22 protein-coding genes and 2 pseudogenes are annotated in these 24328 nt (G+C 51.9%); 12 read left to right on the forward strand and 12 right to left on the reverse strand.

Annotated elements, in window-relative coordinates; all coding sequences use genetic code 11:
• Nucleotides 1-142 precede the first annotated feature (142 nt).
• Entirely contained in the window at nucleotides 143-1093 is a 951-nt protein-coding gene (locus tag ACO0LI_RS29570; protein WP_423037411.1) for an IS110 family transposase, read from the reverse strand.
• Nucleotides 1094-1473: 380 nt separating this feature from the next.
• On the opposite strand from ACO0LI_RS29570, the gene ACO0LI_RS29575 reads away from it, so the two are divergent.
• From ACO0LI_RS29575 to ACO0LI_RS29605, 7 genes are all read left to right on the forward strand, one after another.
• Nucleotides 1474-1752, forward strand: coding sequence for a hypothetical protein (locus ACO0LI_RS29575; protein ID WP_423037413.1), 279 nt, complete (start codon nucleotides 1474-1476; stop codon nucleotides 1750-1752).
• Between the two features lie 152 nt (nucleotides 1753-1904).
• Complete coding sequence (locus ACO0LI_RS29580) at nucleotides 1905-2174, forward strand: hypothetical protein (RefSeq protein ID WP_162042857.1); 270 nt, start codon at nucleotides 1905-1907, stop codon at nucleotides 2172-2174.
• Nucleotides 2175-2251: 77 nt separating this feature from the next.
• Complete coding sequence (locus ACO0LI_RS29585) at nucleotides 2252-3094, forward strand: DUF692 domain-containing protein (RefSeq protein ID WP_423037415.1); 843 nt, start codon at nucleotides 2252-2254, stop codon at nucleotides 3092-3094.
• Nucleotides 3095-3118: 24 nt separating this feature from the next.
• Nucleotides 3119-3889, forward strand: coding sequence for a putative DNA-binding domain-containing protein (locus ACO0LI_RS29590; protein WP_423037417.1), 771 nt, complete (start codon nucleotides 3119-3121; stop codon nucleotides 3887-3889).
• A 406-nt stretch (nucleotides 3890-4295) separates the two neighbouring features.
• Nucleotides 4296-6005 carry a hypothetical protein gene (locus tag ACO0LI_RS29595; RefSeq protein WP_423037419.1) on the forward strand — a complete coding sequence of 570 codons (1710 nt, stop codon included), beginning with the start codon at nucleotides 4296-4298 and terminating at the stop codon, nucleotides 6003-6005.
• 495 nt (nucleotides 6006-6500) lie between these two features.
• Entirely contained in the window at nucleotides 6501-7442 is a 942-nt protein-coding gene (locus ACO0LI_RS29600; RefSeq protein ID WP_423037421.1) for a hypothetical protein, read from the forward strand.
• 334 nt (nucleotides 7443-7776) lie between these two features.
• A complete protein-coding gene (locus tag ACO0LI_RS29605) occupies nucleotides 7777-8220 on the forward strand; it encodes an NUDIX hydrolase (protein WP_423037423.1) in 444 nt (147 codons plus the stop codon).
• 74 nt (nucleotides 8221-8294) lie between these two features.
• On the opposite strand, the pseudogene ACO0LI_RS29610 reads toward ACO0LI_RS29605, so the two are convergent.
• The 3 genes and pseudogenes from ACO0LI_RS29610 to ACO0LI_RS29620 form a co-directional block, all read right to left on the reverse strand.
• Nucleotides 8295-8390, reverse strand: a pseudogene (locus ACO0LI_RS29610) (transposase); the annotation flags it as partial.
• Nucleotides 8391-8413: 23 nt separating this feature from the next.
• The gene (locus tag ACO0LI_RS29615; RefSeq protein ID WP_423037425.1) at nucleotides 8414-9799 is read right to left on the reverse strand and encodes an alpha/beta hydrolase family protein; all 1386 of its coding nucleotides are present in this window, start codon (nucleotides 9797-9799) and stop codon (nucleotides 8414-8416) included.
• Between the two features lie 125 nt (nucleotides 9800-9924).
• Nucleotides 9925-10689 (reverse strand): hypothetical protein, encoded by a 765-nt coding sequence (locus tag ACO0LI_RS29620; protein ID WP_423037427.1) that lies wholly within the window; start codon nucleotides 10687-10689, stop codon nucleotides 9925-9927.
• A gap of 148 nt (nucleotides 10690-10837) precedes the next feature.
• Between ACO0LI_RS29620 and ACO0LI_RS29625 the strand changes: the two genes are divergently transcribed.
• The gene (locus ACO0LI_RS29625; RefSeq protein ID WP_423037429.1) at nucleotides 10838-12796 is read left to right on the forward strand and encodes a trypsin-like peptidase domain-containing protein; all 1959 of its coding nucleotides are present in this window, start codon (nucleotides 10838-10840) and stop codon (nucleotides 12794-12796) included.
• 184 nt (nucleotides 12797-12980) lie between these two features.
• On the opposite strand, the gene ACO0LI_RS29630 is transcribed toward ACO0LI_RS29625, so the two are convergent.
• The 6 genes from ACO0LI_RS29630 to ACO0LI_RS29655 all read right to left on the reverse strand — a co-directional run bounded on the left by ACO0LI_RS29630 (nucleotide 12981) and on the right by ACO0LI_RS29655 (nucleotide 19965).
• On the reverse strand, nucleotides 12981-15122 hold the full coding sequence (locus ACO0LI_RS29630) for a hypothetical protein (protein ID WP_423037431.1): 2142 nt from the start codon (nucleotides 15120-15122) through the stop codon (nucleotides 12981-12983).
• A gap of 191 nt (nucleotides 15123-15313) precedes the next feature.
• Nucleotides 15314-15799 carry a DUF4405 domain-containing protein gene (locus ACO0LI_RS29635; RefSeq protein ID WP_423037433.1) on the reverse strand — a complete coding sequence of 162 codons (486 nt, stop codon included), beginning with the start codon at nucleotides 15797-15799 and terminating at the stop codon, nucleotides 15314-15316.
• A gap of 25 nt (nucleotides 15800-15824) precedes the next feature.
• Nucleotides 15825-16706 (reverse strand): FAD:protein FMN transferase, encoded by an 882-nt coding sequence (locus ACO0LI_RS29640; RefSeq protein WP_423037435.1) that lies wholly within the window; start codon nucleotides 16704-16706, stop codon nucleotides 15825-15827.
• Nucleotides 16703-17248, reverse strand: coding sequence for an FMN-binding protein (locus tag ACO0LI_RS29645; protein ID WP_423037437.1), 546 nt, complete (start codon nucleotides 17246-17248; stop codon nucleotides 16703-16705). The genes ACO0LI_RS29640 and ACO0LI_RS29645 overlap by 4 nt, the downstream gene beginning before the upstream one ends.
• A 59-nt stretch (nucleotides 17249-17307) precedes the next feature.
• On the reverse strand, nucleotides 17308-18657 hold the full coding sequence (locus ACO0LI_RS29650; protein WP_423037439.1) for a hypothetical protein: 1350 nt from the start codon (nucleotides 18655-18657) through the stop codon (nucleotides 17308-17310).
• Between the two features lie 57 nt (nucleotides 18658-18714).
• Nucleotides 18715-19965, reverse strand: a complete 1251-nt coding sequence (locus ACO0LI_RS29655; RefSeq protein ID WP_423037441.1) for a cytochrome-c peroxidase — start codon at nucleotides 19963-19965, stop codon at nucleotides 18715-18717.
• Between the two features lie 385 nt (nucleotides 19966-20350).
• Between ACO0LI_RS29655 and ACO0LI_RS29660 the strand changes: the two genes are divergently transcribed.
• Nucleotides 20351-21418, forward strand: a complete 1068-nt coding sequence (locus tag ACO0LI_RS29660) for a hypothetical protein (RefSeq protein ID WP_423037443.1) — start codon at nucleotides 20351-20353, stop codon at nucleotides 21416-21418.
• Nucleotides 21411-21647 (forward strand): hypothetical protein, encoded by a 237-nt coding sequence (locus ACO0LI_RS29665; protein WP_423037445.1) that lies wholly within the window; start codon nucleotides 21411-21413, stop codon nucleotides 21645-21647. The genes ACO0LI_RS29660 and ACO0LI_RS29665 overlap by 8 nt, the downstream gene beginning before the upstream one ends.
• Before the next feature lie 92 nt (nucleotides 21648-21739).
• On the opposite strand, the gene ACO0LI_RS29670 is transcribed toward ACO0LI_RS29665, so the two are convergent.
• Nucleotides 21740-22450: a TetR/AcrR family transcriptional regulator gene (locus ACO0LI_RS29670; protein ID WP_423037447.1), complete on the reverse strand. Its 711-nt coding sequence runs from the start codon at nucleotides 22448-22450 to the stop codon at nucleotides 21740-21742.
• Nucleotides 22451-22542: 92 nt separating this feature from the next.
• Between ACO0LI_RS29670 and ACO0LI_RS29675 the strand changes: the two genes are divergently transcribed.
• Nucleotides 22543-23412: an SDR family oxidoreductase gene (locus ACO0LI_RS29675; protein ID WP_423037449.1), complete on the forward strand. Its 870-nt coding sequence runs from the start codon at nucleotides 22543-22545 to the stop codon at nucleotides 23410-23412.
• A 611-nt stretch (nucleotides 23413-24023) separates the two neighbouring features.
• Nucleotides 24024-24206: a hypothetical protein gene (locus ACO0LI_RS29680; RefSeq protein WP_422954300.1), complete on the forward strand. Its 183-nt coding sequence runs from the start codon at nucleotides 24024-24026 to the stop codon at nucleotides 24204-24206.
• Between the two features lie 15 nt (nucleotides 24207-24221).
• Here the strand turns inward: ACO0LI_RS29680 and ACO0LI_RS29685 are convergent.
• Nucleotides 24222-24328: pseudogene (locus ACO0LI_RS29685) on the reverse strand (IS110 family transposase); the annotation flags it as partial.

Consider the following 24328-nt stretch of genomic DNA (forward strand, 5'->3'; position numbering starts at 1 on the left):
CGCAGGTTTCAAACCTAAGGTACGATCCGGCATCCAGTCACTCGATCTTGATATGCCTACCAAGAACTTGTTGGTAGCTATATTAACGAATAACTACCGAAGGCGTCATAATACAAGGTACGATTAGATTCTATGGTTCCCGTCAAGTTTTTATCGAGATGAGATCACAATTAAAATCAACGCCGTTCTTGATCAAGCTAAAAGCAATCCGCAGTATTTTACGTGCGATGATCATGATAGCGGCCGTTGAGGGCCAGCCAAGTTGACGGTAATGTTGGTACACGGGTGCCCACACCTTTGATTTTGCTGCTGCCATACCAGCGTTAAAGAGCAAGCGGCGCCCTTCAGCAGGGCCTCGCTTGGACAATCTCCGACGTCCACGTTTCTGACCAGAGTCACACGGACGTGGGTCCATACCGACAAATGCAACGACAGCATCACTGTTTGTGAAGCGAACGCGGTCAAACAGATTGGCCAGCCAGGAACTCGTTAATAGTCCGACGCCTGCAATAGATTGCAGGCGGCAGACTTGTTCATCACGCTTGGGAATATCCTTATTCAATCTGGCCATGTCCTGATCGATTTGTTTGAGTAATTCTGTAAAGCTGTCTAAAAGCCTGGCTGACTTCACTTTCAGTGATGGTGCTCCATCACAAGTCAGGCGCAAAGCCGTCTTTAGAGAAACAATTTTAGCCCTGCGTTTAAGCAGCTCATCCATCGTGCGTTGCTCCGGCGTAGCTGGTTCATAGCGGCGCAGTTCCTTGATTTCATGGGCGAGATAACGTGCAATGAGCATGGCATCGACGTTGTCAGTCTTGGCTCGCGCCCCAACCCCTTTCGCATAATGACGGGTATCTTTAGGATTGAGCACATAAACATGCAGGCCCATCTGGAAAGCCAGGTCGGCCAGCATCTGGTGATAGGTGCCAGTTGCTTCCATCGCAATAGACGAGCCAGGTGGCAGTTGTTTCAGGAATTTCTTTAAAGCAGCTAATTCATTAGGAACAGCACGCACCGGGAAACTACTTTCAGAGCAGGCGATAACGACCTCAGATTTCGCCACATCAACACCTATGAATAACGGGGATTGCATGATTGCTTCCTTATCGTTAAAGTGAGAATGTTGGGGTGGCCACTTCTTCACGTTAGCTTGCACATATCGGCGGTATTGGTTGGCAGGCCTATTGACCGCTGGATTCCTCATCGACGTTGAAGAGGTGGGGTGGGAGAGTTCTAATCGGGTCTGTCAGCGAAAACTGCAGATGCGCAGCGTTGTCCCTCCACCCCGACGCTTTCTAGTTTCCCAGAAATCGTCACTTATAACCATACAAGCGCAGCGTAATCGTACGTATGTTCGGCCAGAAAATTACAGAAAAACATAAACCTGCCCTGTTCTGATCTGCTGGAAGAAAAAGATTTTACTCTACAATTTCCCGAGAAAACAGACTTTGAGAATAACAGAATCTTGCTGACATGCGCGTGATTACGATGAGCCAATCGCACCTGCCTGAGCTGCCTACACTGGAAAAAATCTGTGCCGTGCACAACGCATACATGCGGCGCATTGCAATGCGCCCTACGGTGATGGCCTTGATTCGCAGCATAAGCATTTTGCAGGGTGCGCCATGCGCACCGGCTCAGTTCTTGATTAATATTGACGCTCGGCATCTATTGCTGCGCACGGCCCACCCTGTTCATCCTGATTTATGCCTTCAAAGTTTTTTAAAAATATTTAAAAAAAAGTGTAAGTAATCTGAAATCCGTCCGACTGATGCTTAAGTTCTGCTTGTTGATGCTTATGGCAAGACAAGCAAAGGACTTGGTTTAACTTTCAATAGAGCTTCAAAAGTAGTTGGCAGTATTTAATTACCTTCACTTATTTTATATTTTACGGAGAACACATCATGAAAAAATCTATCCAAACTGGCGCCCTGATCGCTGCTGCTGCCGCTACTCTGGCTTTGTCTGGTTTTGCTGTTGCTGCGACAAGCACCATCAGCGCTGGTGACAAGGTACATTGTGCTGGCATCAATAGCTGCAAAGGTACTAGCGACTGCAAAACAGCAGAAAACGCATGCAAAGGCCAAAATTCCTGCAAAGGCCATGGCTTTGTAGCAACTGCTGCTGGTCAATGCCTGGCTAAAGGCGGCAAAATCGTTGATCTGGATAAATAATCCAGCGTAGTCGATGAAATGCGCTAGTCTATTATTAGGCTGGCGCATTTTCTGTTTTCACTCCACATATCTTCATCATGACAAATCCCCTCACCTCTTCCAGCTTTGGCCTGGGTTTGCGTACCGACCATTATCTGTCCATACTGGCCGATAAGCTGGCAGTCGATTGGTTTGAGATTTTGTCTGAAAACTATATGGTGCCCGGTGGTAAACCACTGGCGATGCTCGATGCGATACGCGCTGATTACCCGGTCGTCATGCATGGCGTATCGATGTCGATAGGTACACCGGAAGGCCCGTCGGACGATTATCTGCGTGACTTGAAGAAGTTGATGGACAGGGTTGAACCGATGTGGGTATCTGACCATATCTGCTGGACGGGTGTACATGGCAAGAATATGCATGACCTGTTCCCGCTACCGTATAACGAAGAAACCATCACGCTGGTCGCGGACAATGTGCGCCGTGTGCAGGATGTGCTGGGGCGCAGGCTGGTGCTGGAGAATGTATCGAGCTATCTGCAATACAGCAGCGACAGCATGCCCGAATGGGAATTTGTCGCCGCGATTGCAGAACAGGCTGACAGCATGATTTTGCTGGACGTGAATAATATCTATGTCAGCAGTATCAACCATGGTTTTGATGCGATGGACTATCTGCGCGGCATACCGCTGGGCCGCGTGCAGCAAATCCACCTCGCAGGCCATAGCGACCACGGCACGCATATTGTTGATACCCATGACCAGCCGATTGCCGACCCGGTGTGGGATTTATATGCGCAGGCAATACGCCGCTTTGGTGCGGTGCCGAGCATGATAGAGCGCGATGACAATATCCCGCCGCTGGCAGAGCTGGTCGCAGAACTGGAGCAGGCACGCCGTGTTTGCGCTGACATACTTTCACCAGCCATCGCGGCATAAAGCTGACAAAAAAACGTGACGATGATGAATACCACGCAAACCCTGCAAGCCGATTTCCAGCAATTTATTTTAGGCCAGCGTGATGCGCTGAGCATGCACAAGCACCTGGCCGAGACACCGGGCCTGGGACGTGATGCCAGGCTGGATATTTATTACCAGGCTTACCGCCTGCGCCTGCGCGATGCCTTGTCCGAGGCGTATGGCAAAACCCATGCATATCTTGGTGATGAGATGTTTTATCAGGCATGTGCGACCTACATAGACGCGCATCCTTCGTCGTACCGCAACCTGCGCTGGTTTGGTGATGCATTTGCAGAGCAGTTGCGCACGCAGTTTGCCGAACACCCGCAAGTCGCTGAGCTGGCGCAATTTGAATGGGCGCTGGGCCTGGCCTTTGATGCGCCTGATCACGCTATCCTGAGCCTGCCTGACCTGGCAGGCATACAAGACTGGGAAACCGTGGCTTTGCGCACCAGCGGCTCTTTGCAATTCATCCCCATGCAATGGAATAGCGTGGCGATCTGGCTGGCCCTGAATGAAGACAGCGCCCCGCCCGATTCAGTATCAACAGAACAGGCAACAACCTGGATAGTCTGGCGCAAGAAGTTGCAGGCGCATTTCAGGTCCTTGAATGCAGCAGAAGCGCAGGCGTTAACCCAACTCGGTACAGGCATGCGCTTTGCCGATGTCTGTGAACAGGCGGCAGAAAATAGCCTGGAGATCGCCAGTGAAATAGGTGGCTGGTTGCAGACCTGGGTGGTGGATGAAATGCTGGTGGAGGCGGTGGAGGCGTAGCCGTTTTTTTTGCCATAGCCGTCATGTAAAAAACCGATGGCAATCTAGTAGGGTGCGCCGTGCGCACCGCTGCATAGCCGTACATTAATATTGCCAAGACCATCAAACGGTGCGCACAGCGCACCCTACTTCTGACATCAGGCCGCCGCTCCTGCAAATCTCCATCGCCGTACATGACGCCCCCATGCGGCGCACTGCAATGCGCCCTACGATTATCTTCTTGCATGCATCGCCGTCAGCCTGCTCCTCCATCCCCACACGCAGCTAAGCCTGCAAGCAATATTCCCACAGGGAAATTTTGTCGCTTTGTAAAGCAGTGAAACAATTTGACACAATTCACGCGGCAATGTTCTAATCCATGCTTTGCTACGGCGACATCCCAGCCTAACTGCTTCACAGATCACCCATGACATTTGACCCGCCGAACCGGAAAACCTCTGCTACTCCCCTCCCTGAGATCAATGTCAATGCAGGCGCATTGAGTCTTGAAGAATGGGAGAGTCCCATCGCCAAAAAAGCAGCGCCTGCTTCTGCTGCTTCTGCTTCTGCTGCTTCTGCTGCTTCTGCTGCTTCTCCTACTTCTGCTGCTCCGCCACAATCGCAATCACCAACGCCGCCTAGCCAGCAAGAGCTGACCGGACATGATATTGCCTACCTCAATCCCAAAGAATTTCGCAATGGCCATCTGGGGCTGGAGTTTTATGCGCCGGGTAGCTGGAAAGAGGTCAAGAACAGCCGCTCGCTGCATTTGCTGGACGCTGCCACCGGCACCAAACTCGAAGCGAATGGTTTTGCGCGCGAAGGTATATCGATAGAAAAATGGGTGGGCATGCGCCTGCACATCGTCGAGAAAGAGATGCCGCACTTCAAGCAGGTAGCCAAACCCATTGTCATCAAGGGCGAGAACTGGGGCAACCGCATCCAGGGCATCGTGGCTGAATACAAAGGCATACAACCTGGCGACACTGAAGAAAGCCATATGCTGATCTGCTGCATGCGCACCGACAGCATGCTGGTTTCTATCGCCATTACTGCCAAGGCTTCGGTGTTTACCATCAAGCGGCCGGTGTATAACTGGATTTTCAGTCGCAGCGATATGGTGATGCCCGTGGCTGCGGGCGCTGCCTCAGCAAAAAGCAATGCGGCGGCCAGTGCAGGCAGCAGTAATGGCAATGCACGCAACACTACCCTGGCAGACAGCGTATCGTCGGTGCAATATGCGAGTGCAGACGGCCATGATGTAGGCCGTCTCGCCATAGGCCAGCGTCTGTTGATTTTGGGTATCGTGTTCTACTTTGTCCTGGCTGCCTGGGCAAAGAGTATGGACTTCTCCAGCCGAGTAGAAATACTGGGCTTATGCTGTCTGGGTCTGATGACCATCTTCTCCAGCCTGCTAGGCTTCTTCCGCCTGGCGGGTGGTTTTGGCTGGTCGGCTGTCAAGACGCTTTTCATGTTCATCCTGTCTTTTGTGCCGCTGGTGAATATCATCCTGATGGTGACCTATAACGTCAAGGCCACTGACCGTATCAAGCAAGACGGTTACAAGGTCGGTTTTCTGGGTGCGCGTGAAGCAATCCCTGATGATAACCATGACTTGCGCAATATTTTCCTGGTCAGCCTGGCGCTGACTGCCTGTCTGTTTGCGGTGTCCGGTAAAATCATCAAACCACCAAAAGAAGATCCGGTCGCCGAGTTTTCACCGCCTGACAACCGCTATTCCATCAGCATGCCGGGCACGCCCATTGAGCAGGAGGCCCCAGCGGCAGAAGGTGTGTTCAACAATCATACCTATTCCGTGACCTCTGGCAAGATACAGTATGCGATCACGTCTTTTGACCTGGCCGTGAGGCCCGCCGACCCAACGTATTTCCTGGATACAATCAAGGCAGGCATGGTTGGCCAGGGCAAGAGCAAGATCAGCGTCATCAGCGAGAACAGCATACAGGTAGAGGGCAATGCCGGACGCAGCGTTACCCTTTCTGCCCCTGGCGCGGTGAAGAAGGTGGATTTTTTCCTCGTTGGAAAAACCGTATACATCATCGAAGCAGGCGCACCAAAGGAGATGGCCGATTCACCCAAGATTGCGGCGTTTTTTGAGTCTTTCCATACGAATTAAATAGCGCCGGCGCATTCCATCAATTGGGATGCGCCGTACAGTCAAGGTTTAACATCGATAGCCATATCGCGTCATTGAGTAGGGTGCGCCGTGCGCACTAGTGGACTGTAACAGTGGAATCGAGAGTGAAAGACATGCGCCCGGCGCATCAGGGCAAGACGCAAAACACAGCGATAGCGGGGCTATCGCGAGTATTTGCAACGCAGCCATGATCGTCGCGCGCATGGCAGGCACTCCGATTTTCACTGTTACAGTTCACTAATGCATCACCATGCGATTATCTTGCTGTAGTTGATATTGCTGTCGTTGATATTGCCGTAATTAATATTACTCTCGTCACAGATCGGTGCGCACGGCGCACCCTACACCTCACCTCATGCTGATCCTGAGTCCTTCAACAACTGAGATTGCAATCGCAGTAGCTCTGGCGATGTGCGTCCGGTAAAATACGCCCGGACATTCCCATCCTGACCAGGCCTTATCAGCAAATTACCCATGCCCACGACAGAAAAAGTCAGCGTTAACCATCCACTTATCAGCATCGCCTTTTTTGCCAATTTGCTGCTGGTGCTATATTGCGTCATCCGCTTCCTGGCGTATTTGTTCCGCCCCAATTATGCAAGCGCAGACATGCTGTCCATCATGATGTTCATGATACCGGTAGGCGTTTCTCTCAGGGCCTGCTCGGAAGGCAGCAGCAGGCTCAGGCGCCTGCTTGCGGTGCTACTGAATCTGATGTTCTTGCTGATGGCTGTCAAGAGCATGTTCCCGCCAAAAAAAGTGCTTGAACCAATCAGCCTGTGGATCAGCATACCCTTTTCCCTGGGGTTTTTAATCAATGCCCTGGTATTGTGGAAAAAGGATGTCGTGCAAATCCGCGCCGTCAGTGACGAAGCTGAAGATGGAGAAGCCAGCAACAGCAGCGAACAGGAAAGCCGCGAACACCACTGGACCATGACCCGCGTGGTCTTGCCACGCCTGTTGCAGGGTGAAGGTGCTGCCGGTTTTGTTGCCAGCCTCAAGCAGGATGGCACGGCCATCTTCACCCGCATCTGGGTTAATTTTGGCAAAAGCAATATCAGCGACGCCAACAAGATCGTACCCTGCCGCGGCATCGCCGTATATACAGACACAACCCCATCCGGCAAAGAGCTGATCACAATACAGATGCCCACGGCCATCGCCAGAGGAGAAGCCCATTTCATGGCCATCGTCTCAAACGGCCAGGATTCAGGCTACCAGACCTTCAGCCTTGAATACAGCATCATGCCGCGTGGCGGCAAAGCCTTCACCATGCTGACCGGCATACAGGATGGCTGCCGCAGCAATTACGGCCTCGGGCCAGTGCCAGACAAGGATGCGTTTGTGAAGGCTGTCACTGCCCTGCTGGAAAAACCAGAACCGCCCATGACGGCAATGAACGTGCCGTCGCTATGAGCAATACAGAACGCAGGCACGATTAGCGCAAGCGTAATCGTACGCATGTCAGCGTTTGCCAGTCGTTAAGATTGCAATTTTTATGTATTACTTTTCCGGGGAACGACATCTCATTGAGAAGGTATTTTCATTATACTCAGTCTTTGAAAGACTGTAATTTCTCAGACATATCATGCGTACGATTACGCGCTGCTAATCGTACCTACGCGGACTACAAACCAAGGCTACTATGCGCAAGCAAATCCGGGATGAAATTATTTCTATCACGCCTCTCGACGCCATCGAGCGTGATGATATTTATCGTTGCCTTGCATGGATAGACTCTGGAACTGATTTGTGTCGCGTAGCAAAGCCAGCCACGCCGCCCATGCATCTTGTGTCCTATGTTGTCGTTGTAGATGACGGGTATATCCTGCTGGTCGATCACAGGAATGCGCAGTTGTGGCTTCCACCAGGTGGCCATGTTGAGCCAGGAGAACACCCGCGTGTCACAGTCGATCGTGAATTGGAAGAGGAACTCGGTTTTGTAGCATCACATCCCATAGAGCCACCTCTATTCTTGACCATCACGACGACTGTTGGGCTCACGGCCGGACATACGGACGTTTCGCTATGGTACGTAGTACGCGCCAGCCGTCACCACAGCTTCAAATTTGACGAGGGTGAGGAGGGTGAGTTTAGGGATGCACGCTGGTTTCCGTTCGACGAAGTTCCACTTGAGCGTACTGACCCGCATATGAAACGCTTCCTTACCAAGCTGGCAAATAACAACGCCTGAGCATCAGGACCTAGCTACGATTACGCGCGGCTAATAGTAGTTACGCGGGCTGGGTAATTTGTTCCAGCACCGGTTGTGACTTTGGAGACCAGAGTGGTTGACACATCGGCGTCATGCATTTCCTCGAAAGCATCGACGATTTCCCGGGTGCTTAAGCCTTTGGCATAGAGCACAGTATCTACACGGGTTAAATTTATTGTTGTAAGATCCAACCAGACATAGCGTCTAAGGCTATAGGCGACAAAGTTTCGTCGATTTTTCCGTATTCAGCCGATGAACCGGTGGTCGCGGTTTGGAACAGATGATTGAGTTTAGGCAATTCTTTGATCACGACGTTTTTGTTCGCTTTCATACTCACCCGAATTCCATCGAGATTCATTTTAGCGGGAACTTGTAGATCCAGTTCGCCATTCAAAACCAGTGTTGCTTGCGTCACTTTCGCCAAGGTCGGTGCAGGATCGTATTTGATAAATGTTCTATTCCAAGGTCTTTCCAATCTGCTTAAATGTTTTGCTCCTGCCCCCTTGGCCAGATCACCGTTTTTTTCCGCTTGGTCGAAATGCGCTTTCAATTGCTCGCTGATCGTCTTGTCGTCTGCGCCAGAATTAATAATGGCATAGGCCTCACGAAATACTTTCTGAGTTTTATCGACTTCGGTTTGGCTCTCACCATTGGCAAGTCCAAGTAGTCGCCCCTGTTCCAGCAATAAGGCATCGGTGCGTACGCCAGGACCTGCCATTAACACGATAAATTTCAGTTTGGGATCGTTTGCTGCCAGCATGGGCGCAATCAGACCACCCTCGGAATGCCCTATCATTCCCAGTTTGTCCTGATTGATTTCAGAGCGGGTGCGCAGATAATCGACTGCTGCTTGGGCATCGTCGGCAAAGTCAAAGGTCGTAGCACTTTTGTAGTCGCCTTTCGATGCTGCGATGCCGCGTTTATCGTAGCGCAGCACCGCGATCCCTTGTGTGCTTAAATGATCTGCCAATACCAGAAAAAGTTTATGGTCGAAAATGGTTTCATCTCTATCATTGGGACCTGATCCATGCACCAAAACGACTGCGGTAAATGGGCCTTTTCCTTGCGGTAGCGTCAATGTGCCAGCCAAACTTATCTTGGCTTTTGCATTTTGAAAACTCACATCTGTACTCGAGTAGTTACGCGGGCTTTTTGCTATTGCTTCTTCCTGTGGGCGCTTTTTCACTTGTGCCGCCAAGGCTTTGGCGTCTAAACGCGTAAGCTTAAGTTTGGCTTGCTGTCCCTGTGTCCAAGTGCCGAGCCATGCTTTTTGTGTCTCGTCCCATTTCGCTTCGTAGTTGGAATTGTGCTTCGCAATGCTAAAACGGATGAAATTTTCACCGGCCTCTACTTTGTCAGCTTTGACGGTTTCGTTGCCATCGTCAGGACTGACGATAGCGACTTCGTATTGTCCAGCTTGTGTTTTAGTGAAGAAAATATTCAGACGAATCTGACCTTCTATTAAACCTGTCCAATCGCCCAAGGGGTCTTCCGCGAAAGCAGGCAGACTGACCGACGTGGCAAGCAGCGTGCTGCAAGTGATTAGAAATTTTTTCATCTAGTATTCTTTCTAAGAGGCTTTTGCGGGCGCGAAGTCAGGTCTGATATACATACATTTTCAGCCCGGCGGGCGATTGCGCTTTGCTAATCGTACCTACGTGCTCTACAAGCAATAGCGTAGTATCACCTGCAATCAGCAGGTTCCAGCATCACTTTCCAGGTTTCGCTGGAGAGGTCATTGAGTGAATGTGGTTGCGTTTTAAAGTTGTATTCTACCCTGGCCTTGGCTTTATAAAACGGCTGCATATTCCCTTTGCAATAGGACGCGATCATCTCTTTTTTGAATTTCTCTTTCTGACTGTCAGTCGCCTCAAACTTGAATGCTTCTGTGGCATACAAGCGGGCCACGCGGTCGACGTACTCTGCCCTGTCGATGCGGATACCGTTCTCCAGCGTCATCGGCAATTTTTGCTGCACTTTGTCAAATTGAGCTTTAATCTCCACATCATCGGATATTGTCTTGATGTCGCCCTTGTTCATCGTATAGACAACCTTGGCCACAACGCCAAGTACCAGAAGCATGGATAAAAAACGAAACATGGTGCAAACCTTCCCGGGGTAACGTGCCCGCGCATGCATCAATAACGGTGCACGGGCTTTTTGTTGTATGTGAATACAAACCTGCACGCATGGCCTTGCAGGTGCACATGCGTAGATGGACGTATCAGTTTTATGGTTTTTTAATGCGAGTGTGTGAATGGCGACAGGGAGCAAAATTACTGGCAAGCAATATGCAAACCCATCGCGCAAAACAGGGCGCATTTTATCAATGATTGTTGGGCTGAGGGAAAAAATGTCCGGGCCTGGCGGGCGTTTTTTGCGGCGCTTGACAGATTTGCGAAGTGTATGGCTTGCCGGCCATGCACACTCGCCATCTTGTAAAGCCAAATTGCAAGGTACGGCATGGTGTGATGTGTGGGAATTGCTGAAATTACTGCGTTGGCGGTATTTCCAACAGCTTATAATTGCTTATCTTTTTGTTTGGCAAAAGGGGCTGTGTATGTCTTGGTATCGGTCTTGGAATAGGTCTTGGAATATGGCGCGGAATCTGATGAGTGGCGAGGCAACAGTGAAGATTTTTTATCTTGTACGTTATTTACCTTTTCTGTTCTTGTTCCCCATGGCGGGCTTTGCACAAACATCTACGGGAACTGGATTCTTCATTACCAACAATGGTTATATCGCGACCAATTTTCATGTAATACGCGGCGCATCTGAGCTCCTGGTCAGAGATTTCAGGGGCAAGACGCTGCCGGCGCAAATCATACGGAGTGATGTCGCCAATGACCTGGCCCTGCTTAAAATAGATGCGCAATCCGTGGGATTGCCTTTGAGCAGATCTTCTTCTGTCAGAAAAGGGGATGCGGTCTTTACGCTCGGTTTTCCAAACATACAATTGCAGGGGCTGGCGTCCAAATTGACAGAGGGCAGCATCAGCAGTCTTTCTGGAATACAGGATGAGCCGAATAATTTTCAAATCTCAGTCCCGGTGCAACCTGGCAATTCGGGCGGCCCGCTTATCAATCGCGACGGTGCCATCATCGGTGTCGTGGTGGCAAAATTAAGTGCAACTGCTGCACTGAAAACGGTATCGCAATTGCCAGAAGCGGTCAATTACGCAGTCAAGTCAAATTATCTGATGGAGTTGATTGAAACGGATATCAATGTCTCTGAGCAGATTCAACTGTCCAGCAAAAAAAGCAAAGTGCTGCCATTCAGTGACCTCGTTTCAAAAATCGAGCCATCTGTTGTCTTGATCATTGCCTCTGCTCCTGCTAAAAAACCCGCAGGCACAAATGAGCCCGCAACGCCCCCTGCACCAAAAGCGCCCACCCCAGACCCGAATGCGCTGGCAAAAAATGCCGCCGAAAAGGATGACCTCGGTGGCGCAGCAGAAAGAGCAGGACGTTTTGAAGAAGCTGTTCGCTATTACCGTGAAAGCGCCGAACTGGGAAACTCGAATGGACAAAACAATTTGGGGCGCATGTATTCGGCTGGCAAAGGTGGGCTCCCGAGAGATGAGGCAGAAGCAGTTCGCTGGTATCGTCTTGCCATCACTCGCGGAAATGCCTACGCACAAACCAATCTCGGCCAGTTATATGAACTTGGCAGAGGCGGGCTTGCCAAAGACGAGCGCGAGGCCGTCCGTTTATATCGCCTGGCTACTGACCAGGGCAATGCAATGGCACAGACTAGCCTTGGAGCCATGTATTCAAACGGCAGAGGAGGCTTGAACAAGGATGATACAGAGGCTGTGCGCCTGTATCGTCTGGCCGCCAATCAGGGATTTGGTTTAGCCGAAGCTAATCTGGGAGCCATGTACCAATCCGGGCGTGGAGGATTGCCCAAAGACGAGGTTGAAGCTGTCCGTTTATATCGTTTAGCTGCGAGTCTGGGGATAGGGACAGGTCAGGCCAATCTGGGTGTCATGTTTGAATTGGGGCTGGGGGGAGTTGCCAAGGACGAAGCAGAAGCCCTGCGTTTATATCGCCTGGCCGCTGACCGTGGCAATGCGCAGGCGCAGAATAACCTGGGTACCATGTATCACCATGGTCGCGGTGGCTTGAATAAAGATGCAGTTGAAGCTGTGCGCTGGTATCGCCTGGCAGCCAACCAGGGGTTCAGCATGGGCCAGGTAAATCTTGGCACCATGTACGCCAATGGACTAGGAGGCCTGCCCAAAGATGATGCAGAAGCCGTACGCTTGTATCGCTTGGCTGCAGATCAGGGCAATGCAACGGCACAGAACAATATGGGGGCCATGTACCAATCCGGACGTGGTGGCTTGTCCAAGGACGAGAGCGAAGCTGCGCGTTGGTATCGTTTGGCGATGAGCCAGGGGCAGGCCATGGGCCAGTTTAATCTTGGCCGCATGTATGAGTCAGGGCTGGGAGGCCTGACAAAAGATGAAAGCGAGGCTGTGCGCTTATATAAACTGGCTGCAGCTCAAAAGCAGGATTTGGCAATCAAGGCACTCAGCAGATTAGGAATGTGAACGTCATTTCGAACGGGCGCATTCGCTGAACGCATTTCATTCAAGGGCAAGACATGCATACTGATGCCAGACCTTGATTGACCGCACTGCAGGGCGCATTACAATGCGCCCTGCGAGACGGCTGTAGATACCGGCTGGAAGCGTAGCCGGTATCAGGTATCCGGCATTCTTCAAATACTGAAAATCAAAAATTACGCGCCACCACTACGCCCTGGTAGGTCGTGATGTACAGGGCATCATTGCTGAATACCACAGACTGCGGTTTTGACAATACGCCTGGCAAGGGGCCGGTGGTAAAGCCTTCCTGGCCGGCGGTGCCGATCAGGGTCGTGACCACGCCTGCCGGGGTGATTTTGCGTACGGTATGGTTGTCGGTATCAGCCACATATAAATTACCCTTGGTATCGATAGTCATGCCTTGCGGGCGGTTGAAACGGGCGGCGGTGCCTGTGCCATCGGCACTGCCAGGTTGATGTTCGACACCGGCAAAAATACTGCTGACGCCTGCGCTGGAAACCTTGAAGATCACATGGCTGCCACCGTCTGCCACATAGAGATTGCCACTGCTGTCCATCGCCATGCCATTGGATAGATAAGGCATTCCACGTCCCTCACCAAAAGGCTTGAAGCTGGCTGCCTGCGTCAGCGGGATGCTGGCATAGGTGCTGACCTGGCCAGCAGCCGTGACTTTGCGTATGGCCTGGTTGACCATGTCAGCCACCAGCATGTCGCCATTCCCCATATTGACGATGCCATTTGGTGATTTGAACCTGGCATCGCTGCCCTTGCCATCGACCAGGCCATACTTCTTCTCCACACCCGCCACTGGCGTGATCACACCGGCGGGGTTGATCTGGCGGATGGTGCCTACGGTATCGGCGACATAAACATTGCTATTGACGTCTGTCGCGAGGCCACCGATCTGGTCAAAATTGGCAGCCAGACCCGCTATGGTGCTGACCACGCCTGCCGCTGTGACCTTGCGCACGATGTGTTTGCCAGACATATAATCATTGAGGTAAAAATTGCCGTTGATGTCTGCGGCCAGATTGCCAGGCGCATAAAATCCGGCAGCTGTGCCTACGCCATCAAGGGCATACCTGACGTTAATGGCACCCGCCAATGTCGTGACCACACCGGCTGCATTGATTTTGCGTACGTTGAAATTGCCTGCATCTGCTACATACAGATTGCCCGCGCTGTCACTGGCGATGGCCACAGGCTTGGCAAATCTGGCGGCTGCACCGGTGCCATCGTCTATCCCCACTTGCTCGCTGCTACCGGCCACGGTGCTGACCATGCCTGCCTGTGTGATCTTGCGGATGACGCTGTTGAAGCTGTCAGCCACATAGATATTGCCTGCCGTATCAACAGACACTGCACGCGGTGTATTGAAACGGGACACAGCGACTGTGCCATCGACGCTGCCGGTCTCACCGGCACGGCCAGCGACGGTGGTGACCGCGCCTGCCGGTGTCATCTTGCGTATGCTGTGGTTGTAACTGTCTGCAATATAGACATTGCCTGCAGTATCGGTCGCCAGGCCAGACGGCCAGAAAAAACGGGCATTGGCACCCTGTCCATCATCTGCCGCACTGACCCCGGGTTTGCCTGCGATGGTCGTGACCATGCCTGCCGGTGTCAGCTTGCGTATGGTGTGCTCATCAGCGATATACAGGTTGCCTGCGCTGTCTATGGTCATGCCTGAGAGCATGGCAAAGCTGGCAGCGCTGCCCTGCCCATCTGCCATCGCGGCAGAACAAAGACTGCCAGCCAGCGTTGATGAGACGGCAGCGGGTGTCAGTTTACGTACCACGCAGGCGTAAGGGTCAAGTACATAGATATTGCCTGCGGCATCGCTTGCCATGTGCTGTGCCCTGAAGAATTTGACACTGCTGCCGCTACCTTCTGCATAACCAAATTCGCCCCCTGCAAAGCTCGTGACCACGCCTGCTGGCGTTATCTTGCGCACGCGCTTGTCGTCACCGACATAGATATTGCCGCTGGTATCGAGCGTGATGCCATTGAGGTCACTGAAGCGTGCGTTTGTCCCCGTGCCATCAACAGCACCAGGACCACCCGCATTACCGGCAAGCAGGGCAATTGTGCCTGTGCCCGAGGTGCCTGTGTTGGTGCCTGTATTGGTGCCGGAGGTACCTGTCGTATTACCTGTGGTGCCGCCGGTCGTACCAGTAGAAGTGGCAGCAGGCGCTGCACTACCACCACCGCCACAGGCCGTGAGTATGGCTGCGGTGATGAGACAGCTCAGGGAAGCGCGAAATGAAATGCCGGAACGGGAAGAGCTAACAGCTTTGGATATGATCATGAATAAACGTGGTAAGTGAACAAGCAGACAAACTGGCCAGTGCGCTACCTGTTCAGGCGACGGCACAAAAATGCCAAATTGCAAACATGTTACCACATTTGAATGTATTTGCTTTAGGCAACTATATTGACGGATTCATTGCACGATCACGGCGACCATTAGCGCATATCAGCACACTGCTCAAAAGCCAACTAGGCCGACAGACGCCGCCCCAGACGTATATGCAGCCACAGCAGCAGCGGCAAGGCCAGGCCGACTATCCAGTGCGCGGCAGACCAGTAGGGGCGCAGGCTTTCACTGGCAAAGTAATACAGGGCATAGCCTGTCAGTGCCAGCCACAGCAGTGTTGCCAGCATGCTCCAGCCGCTGTAACGGTTGCGCAGTGCACGGTGAGCACGGCGCATGTGCTGGAACAGCAGGCCACCCGCCAGAAAACTCAAAGGGATGATAAGGGCACCATGGGCTTGCATGGCCCAGTGCTCCAGCGGGTGTATGCTCTCGCCATATTCACCGGTCACCCGCAAAAAATAGCGTGCCAGCAGCCAGACCAGGCCGCTGGCAAACAGGGCCGCGACCAGCGCATACAGCGAGTACTTGTGCCAGGTTTCCAGCTTGAATTGCTGAACAGCGGCGTTTGGCAGCGGACGACGGTGCAGGCTGTGTTTTTGGGTGCGCATGAAAAATGAGTAACTTGATTCAGACTCAGATTATAAAAGCTTCTGCCTCATACAGGCGCAAACATGGGTGTTGTGCATCGCCGCTGGCGGCAACGACCTTGGTCAAGGCATCTGCCCACAAACAGTTGGGCGCCATGACGGTATAGCTGTGCGCATCGACTATGCTCTGCCCTGTCGCCGGATGCAGCAAGGCACTGCGCATGCCGCCTGCGACATCTTTGCGTGAGACGCTTTTGCGTGAAACGCTTTTCTGTGAGAAATAACTGGCCGAGGTCGCCATCGCCTTATCCGTCAGTTGTACCTGCCCTGCCATGCGCTGCGGATCTTGCGGGTCACGGATATACACAGTCTGGGCCTGCCCCAGCACGCGCACATCACCACCGGCATTCACGCAGGCATGCTGCACACCGCAAGCTTGCAAGGCGGCGATGGCACAATCAACGGCATAGCCCTTGGCGATGCCACCGACATCGAGCCAATCGTCTGCATGTTTATAGATTTGCGTGGCAAATGGCAGGCTGTACATCTCACCCATGAGCTCGTGCGCATCGACCGCGGTTGTCGTGGGCGCAGGCAAAAAATCCCAGGCCACCAATTGCCTGGCAACGCGCACATCGAACAAGCCATCAGAATGCAGATATACATCCCTGGCAGCAGCCAATACGGCGGCGGTGTGCGGGTGAATATCAAGAACGCTACCGACAGCGGCGCGGTTATAACGGCTGATCTCACTGTCAGGCGAGTGAAAGCTCATGAGATTGTGGATGGCATGGATGACAGCAAAGCCTGCGTGGAATGCGGCCTGTATTTGCGCATCATCAAGTACATGATCAACTGAGCCATCCACTGCATCAGCAATACTGATTTCCACCAGCGTGCCCAGGGCGGGCTGGGCGCGGCGTTTCATTTTTTGAGAGTGACCTGGGCAATTGCAGCAATGCGCCGCACACCATCGGTGACATGGTTGCAAGACAAGGTCGCGCCGCTGATGTTGGCAATGCCCTCACCTATCGCCAGGCCGCTGGCCGCAGTTTTGCCGACAAACTGCTTGCGCCAGTTGGCATTGCGTATCTCAAAACCGTGGCTTTCGCGGTAAGCCAAAATCTCCACCTGGCGCACGCTGGCATCTGCCTGCAAACCGACTGCATATGAGATCAGTTCAAACTTGCCGATGACTTCATCGAAGACCACATGGCCGAGCAGTTTGTCGTCTTTAAAGGCAGCAACAGCGCGCCAGTTCACCGAACGGGCTGGCAGGCCAGAGAGTTTTTCTACCTGCTTCATCTGTGCCGCATCGAGTTGCAGCGGCACAGGCTTGAAGCTGCTGGCTTCAGGAAAAATCGCCGCCTGCGCCTGCTCCACCGTCAGGTATTGCGTGGCAAAGGCGCTGCCGCTGACGCCAGCCACACCGGCGACAGCGAGCAAGGATAAGGGAACAAGCCGGTTCATCAATATATCTTCAAGAGTTCATTCATGTGCACATGATAATGCACATTGCAGAGTGCATCTTAGAATGAGTAACCAGCACCGAGGTTGAAGCGGTCACGGCTGCTGTCCTGTTTGAACTTCTGGTAGTCAGCCTTCAGGACCACGCCTTCACCGATCTTGAAGCTGGCACCAAAGGTCATGACTTTTTCATCCGGGCTGGCATCTACACCCAGGCCCAGCGGGACAAAGGCATACGACTTGGCCGTATTGAACTGCTCATAGCGCAGGAAAGGTGTCAGGCTATAGTCTTCATTCTTCCACAACTGGTAAGCGCCCTGCACATACCAGCCTGCAAACGCAGACGGTACAGGATTAGGCTGGCCAACAAAGGTCAGGTTCAGATCACCCGTATTGCTGATGGTGCCGCGTGCATACAGGGCTGTCAGGTCGAGCTTGCCAGGGTTGTAGCGGGCATGCAAATCCCACAGCGTAAGCCGAGCATCATTGGCAGCAAAGTCTGTCGTCGCATGGCCTATCTTGCCGGTGAATACAGAACCACCGAGCAGCAGGCCAGGCACACCGCGCCAGTTAACGGCACCATGCACGCTCAGGTCACGCGATTTGGCAAACTGGCCTTCCTGATGGATGGCACCGAGAGGTGATTCGCGGCCATCGCCAGAGCTGGCATCCCACTTGGTGAGGTTAAAGCCTGTGGTCAAGCCCAGGTCCCAGCTCAGGCCATTGTCATGCGAGCCAGACAAGCCCAGGCCCACTTCACGCCAGGTAGAAGGGATGATCGCGGTTTCTACAAAATTGCGGTGCACACCATAGTAAGCGGTTGGCTCATGGCTGGTGTTCAAAAAGCCCGCAGGGATCAGGAACAGACCCGCCTTGCCAGACAGGCCAGGTTTGATTTCATGTTCGACATACAGTTGCTCGACTGCTGCCTCACCATCGTCACCCTTGGAGGCAATTGCATGCTCCCATTCAAACTCGGCGACCATCTTGGTTTTTTCATTGAAGCGATGGGCGATACCGATCACGGCACGGCCCACATCCGTCTGCGCCTGGTTGCTGGCTTCACGCGGGCGGGTGTAATTGATTTCGCCATAGCTGCTGATGACGGTTTGTGCCGTTTGTGGTGCTACCCTGACGCTGTCATTAACTGGTGCTGAGGCCAGCGGTGCAATCGCGCCCGGTGCCTGCGCCTTGGCCGCATTGCTGATCATCACTTCCTGCTTTTGCTCTACCACTTCTGTCTTCTTGCGCGTTGCGGCCAGCTCAGACTTGATGGCTTCGAGCTCGGCAGCCAGCTTTTCTATTTTTTGCAGCAGTTCGGCTTCACCTGCATGTACAGGTACGGCGAACAGGCCAGTGATCAGGGCTGCGATGGTGACTTTGGCAGCTTTGGTGAAGATATTTTTTTTCATGATGTCATTCCAGTTTTTCTAAATTCTCTAATTTTTTTGTGATGAAGATTTTGTGGATCAAGGCTTGTAGCCGTCATTCAATGTCGCCAAAAACTTCACGACATCATCCACTTCATCAGAAGTCAGGGCAGCAGCCATGCCACGCTGGCGGTTGTACGGCACTTCTGTCGTATTCACATTGGCGGCATACAGCGCAGGCAAGTCATTGAACTTGACCGGGTTGCCATCTGCACCATAAGGGAACCACTCTTCAGGATTGGTATCGCGGCGCACATAAAAATTCACCGCATCGCGCAGGCTCTTGAATTTGCCGTTGTGGAAAAATACCTTGCGCGTAGCCACATTGCGCAGCGTAGGCACCTTGAAAGCACCGCACAGCGCACTGCGGTTTGCCAGGTCAGTACGGTCAGGGCCGCACAGGCCAAGATCAAAGAAAGCAGGATCAGCATTGGCCGCAATATCCATATTGCGCGGCACGCCGAGATTATCGTAAGTAAAGTCAGTGAACAAAGGCGGCGCACCATTCGCCCCCTTGACACTCAGATGACAGGCCGCGCAATTGCCCTTGATGGGATTATTGAACAGCGCAAGCCCACGCAACTCGGCATCGCTGAGTTTGGCGCGGCCAGCAAGAAACTGGTCATACTTAGAATCATAAGGATGAAAATCGTTATCCTCTTTTTGATATTGCTGCAGCGAGAACAAAATGCGTTCAAACGCCGTGTCGGCATTGTCAAACACCGTTGCGCCAAAGGCCGTCTTGAACTCATTCACATAGCTGGCTCTTTGCAACTTGGCGACCACATCGGCCCGGTCTTTATTGGCCATCTCATGCGCCGCCAGAAAAGGTGTCTCTGCCTGCTGCGCCAGGGTATTGGCCTTGCCGTCGCGGGTAAAACCGCCAGTAGGCGTGCCATCAGCTGCAAAGAAGAAAGCCGGATTCTGTTCCAGATAACGCAAAGACGGCACCGCCCGCGTACCCGGCACATCCAGGTTGGGCCCACCCAGTTGCACCGCCAGATCATTCTTCGGTGCATGCGCATTGTCCGCATCATGGCAAGTCGCACAAGACATCTTGCCAGAAGCAGACAGGCTCACATCCTTGAATATCTTCTCCCCCACCCGCGCCGCCGCACTCATGCCCGCGTCCGGCACAGCCGCCGAGCCACCCGATGCAGGACTACTGCCGCCCCCGCCGCCACAGGCAGCCAGGCTCAACATCAATCCGGCAACAGCCGCATGAGGTATTTTTTGGGAAAAAGAAAATACTGCGATAGTCCTTTTCAGGACACCTGAAGTGAATAACATCGTTAAATCCGTGAGTTTGTCCAGAATGGACTGATAAATGCAAATGAGAATGATTGTGATTATATATTTTACGCGGAGTTGCTGTAAAGGTAATTGTTGTTTTTATTGATATGGGTCAAACGGAGGGAGGTTTTGATGATCAGGGTCTGCTATCCGGGTAATGCTGATAATGCGCTTACTTGAAATGTCAGGATAAAGCTACAGAGCGAATATAAGGATTAGGATCAAAATTTCGAAAAAGAAGTCTAACAGCGCTATAAAGCTGTGTAGAAACAACAAGATATAACAGTCATTATCATTTTTGAAAATTTTCTAACAAAATAACCCACTATATGATTAGTCTGACATATGTTTAGACTGAAAAACAAAATATTGGAGCATAGCAATGACTAGAGCCAGCGAAGTAGCAAAAATCTTTAAATCTTGGGCTGTTGAAAACAGACTTATGGGAGAAGTATTGCCGTCAGAAATAATCTCTGATGACGACAAGGATGAACTCTACGATTCACTGAGAATAACAGCAGCTAACGAGCAGGCCCTCCGAATAAAAGCAATTTCTGCGGTTGGATTTAATGACGCCGCAAATGAAGTCTTGGTTTTCACAAGACTAAAACTTACGACTGCGCAATTAAAGACATTACCTACCGAGTACAATGAAGAGATAAAAATTAAATATTTGCATGGTGGCGTTGCGTCTGCTAGTGTTCCCAATAGTGGGGTCACTAAAGAGCCTTATAATATTTTCAACGAAAAATATACTTGTGGTAGCTCAATTCATCCGGTCAGAGCAATTGGTGCTGGCACTTTAGGCGCACTAGTAATTGCACCCGATGGTGAAATTTTCGGACTATCTAACAATCATGTGTCCGGTATGTCCAATTATGCTCAAATTGGAGAAAAAATATTAGCGCCGGGTCATATTGATGTTGAGGCAAATGGTATTAATCCTTTTACCATCGGGCACCACAAAATCGCATTGAACCTTGGCTTTGGTTCTCCTGATAACGTTGATATCGACAATAATAATGATGCAGCTTTAATTCAACTCACTGATTCAAATTGGCTATCTTCAATGCAAGGACAAGCCTACGATACTCCAGCAGATTGTATAGATCTTTTAGCAGGCTATTTAGTTCAGAAAGTTGGTAGAACAACTGGACATACATCAGGAACCGTAATAGCACAAATAGTGGGGGCCAGCCCAGTAGGCTACAATGTGCATGGTCAGGGAAATCACGTTGCTTACTTTAACGATGTTTTTGTCGTGGAAGGTATCGGCGAACCTTTTTCACTTTCTGGCGATTCAGGATCATTAGTTACGACTACGCTTAACAATGTGAAATACGGGGTTGGTTTGATTTTCGCTGGCGATGGCACACATAGCTATATTTTGCCACTTAAGCCGATTTTGAATGCATTTAACGTAAGATTGCACAATAACCATCATGTCTAAACATTCCCCGCGCGATGCTGCAAAAGAATTACTGCGCTTTTTAGCTTTACCAGTAGGTGCAGTATCTATTTTGCCCTATCATCAAGGGGATGATGTAACAATGCATGTAATGGTTTCGCCGGATTACATTAAGAGGATTCAAGTCCCTGAAAGTTTCGAAGGCTATAGAGTTGTGGTTCAAGCTCGCCCAAAAATTATTGCAGGTTTTGCAGAGCAACGAACTGTTTAGAGAATTATCGAGCCTGTAAAAATAATTGTGCAAGGGACTCATGTACGATTAACGCTGCCTAATCGTACACATGTCATCCTTTGGATTCCTGATCACTCTGCTTTCGCTGTTCTCCCCTCACTAACCCTCAACAACAATTCATCCATCAAGCCCCGCTCACCCGCGCTAAGCACAGCGATATCTTTGAGCCTGGCCCTCAGCGCACTTGCGGCACTGCCCGGGCTGTCATCTGTTACCTGAACTGACGATGTCGTAATGGCTGCCAGCATGACGTCTCTGGTTTCTTGTGACAGACAGGGATAGCTCCCCTCCCCTGCCGCTAACAGGCTCATCACCGTGCCTGTGCAGGCGGCGTGCAGCATGGCGGTGGCTCTTTCTTCGCTGCCGCGCAGTCGCCCTGCCAGGGCTATCGCATGGATGCGCTGTCTTAATGCATTGAGGCCAGCGGCGGCGGCCGGGGATTGCAGCTTGCTGCTCATGATGCGGAAAATTGCAGGGTTGGCGAGGCCGAATTCGACGTGCCTGTCCCAGCCGTGGCGCAGGGCTTCGACAGGGTCGGCCTGTGTTTTTTCTTTGCTTTTTGCCACCACATATCTGGCTAGCTCATACTCGGCAACGGCGTCCAGCAAGGCGTCTTTATCGCCAATCAGGCGGTAAATAGTAGGGGGCTGCATAGATGCTGCGGTGGCTACTGCCCGCGTGGTTGCGGCTTCTGCGCCCTGGCTGCGGATGATCTGTGCGGCGGCTTCGAGTATCCGTTCTCTGGCGGCGTCGCCGTCTGGCGTGCGCTCTTCTTTTGTCATACAGCTGCTCCATCAATTTGAATTTATCGCTTGCACCAGAATATTATCAATGATAACGTAAATTTGTTAACATTGGAAATTAAGGATTTATCATGATCATTATCACTGGTGCCACAGGAAATTTAGGCAATTTTATCGTGCAAAAACTATTGGAGCGTATTCCGGCAGAGCGCATTGGTGTCAGCGTGCGCGATACCAACAAGGCTAGCGCGCTGGCCGAGCGTGGTGTGCGGGTGCGCCAGGGCGACTTCAGCCAGCCAGAAACACTACAGCACGCCTTTGCAGGCGCCACACAAGTACTGCTGGTTTCTTCGGGCGCGCAGGCACATGGAGCTGATCCGCTGGTGCTGCATCAGGCAGCGATCAACGCCGCGAAAGAGGCAGGTGCCCGCCGCATCGTATATACCTCGCATATGGCGACCAGCCCTTTGTCGGCATTTGAACCCATGCACACACATGTAGCCACCGAACAAATGCTGAAAGAAAGTGGTGTGCCGTGGACAGCTTTGCGCAATGGCTTTTACGCATCATGGGCGGTGCAGCAGGTGGTCAATGCCGTACAGTCTGGCGTGCTTGAAGCGCCCGCAGATGGCAAGGTATCCTGGGCCAGCCATGCTGATCTGGCAGAGGCGGCAGCAGTCATCCTGGCAGATGAAGGCAGCTTTGATGGGCCTACTCCACCGCTGGTGGGGAATGAGGCCATGGATTTTGCTGACCTCGCCGCTATCGCCAGTGCATTGGGTAAACCCGTGCGCCGCGAACTGGTTTCGGCCACGGCAATGGCTGCTGTAATGACAGCTCGCGGCTTGCCGCCAGCGGTGGTGCGCATTGCCAGCAGTTTTTATACGGCCAGCAACAAGGGCGAGTTTGCTTCGACAGATACCACACTGGAGCGTCTGCTAGGCCGCAAGCCGCAAAGCATGCGGTCACTGATTGCGGCAAAGCTACAGCTGCCGCAGTAAGTTTTGCGTTGTGCTTGTAGCTTGTCTCTTTGACTTGACGCGAGGATGCGAGGGAAGCAGTTAACACTTCCCTTGCTTGCCCATCTCCTGAGGCAAGCCCGTCCCGCTGCCACGGAGAACATGCAGCGTCAAAATACCAGATTAAAAAATCATCTGAAAACGGTGAGATTCGAACTCACGGCCCCCGACAGCGACTGCTGTATCTAGTCAGCGTTTGCCAACTGCTGAGACTGAAAATTCCAATACTTCAATGATACATTTTCCAAGGCATGACATGTTATTGAGACGGTTCAATGTTACATTTGCGATTACGCATTAGTACGGTGGTGACACAGCATTTGAATTTGGATAACTGAATCTGGAAAATTAGCTTATGGCGCGTCCCCGTTGAACTATCGCTTACAGATGACAAATATTGGAAAAAAATAGGAGAAATATCATTAATCCCGGTGGACCTGACGAAGAAACGTGGAAGAAAATGAGCGTGATGGAAAAGAGAGTATATTTTGCAGGCGTCATTGCAGTGATATTGTTTACAGTCGGCGCATTTGTCTGCGGTAGATTAGGCTGGCTTTGACGGGCCGACTCCACCGCTGATGGGGAATGAAGCCATGAATTTTGCTGACCTCGCCGCTATCGTTAGCGAGCTGGGTAACCCCGTGCGCCGCGAACTGGTCTCTGCCACGACAATGGCTGCCGTGATGACAGCACGCGGCTTGCCACCAGCGGTGGTGCGCATAGCCAACAGTTTTTATACCGCCAGCAACAAGGGTGAGTTTGCTTCAGGGACGTAGATACTGTTATTCCAGTCAAGCTAAATGCAAGCTAGCATCGAATGGCTTTCCGGACTTCAACACCCCCAAAGCGACATGTATCAACTTTCTCATCATAGCGCCAATAATGAGCTTGGCAGGTT

The sequence above is a fragment of the Undibacterium sp. Tian12W genome, assembly GCF_049339405.1.
Lineage (GTDB): Bacteria > Pseudomonadota > Gammaproteobacteria > Burkholderiales > Burkholderiaceae_D > Undibacterium.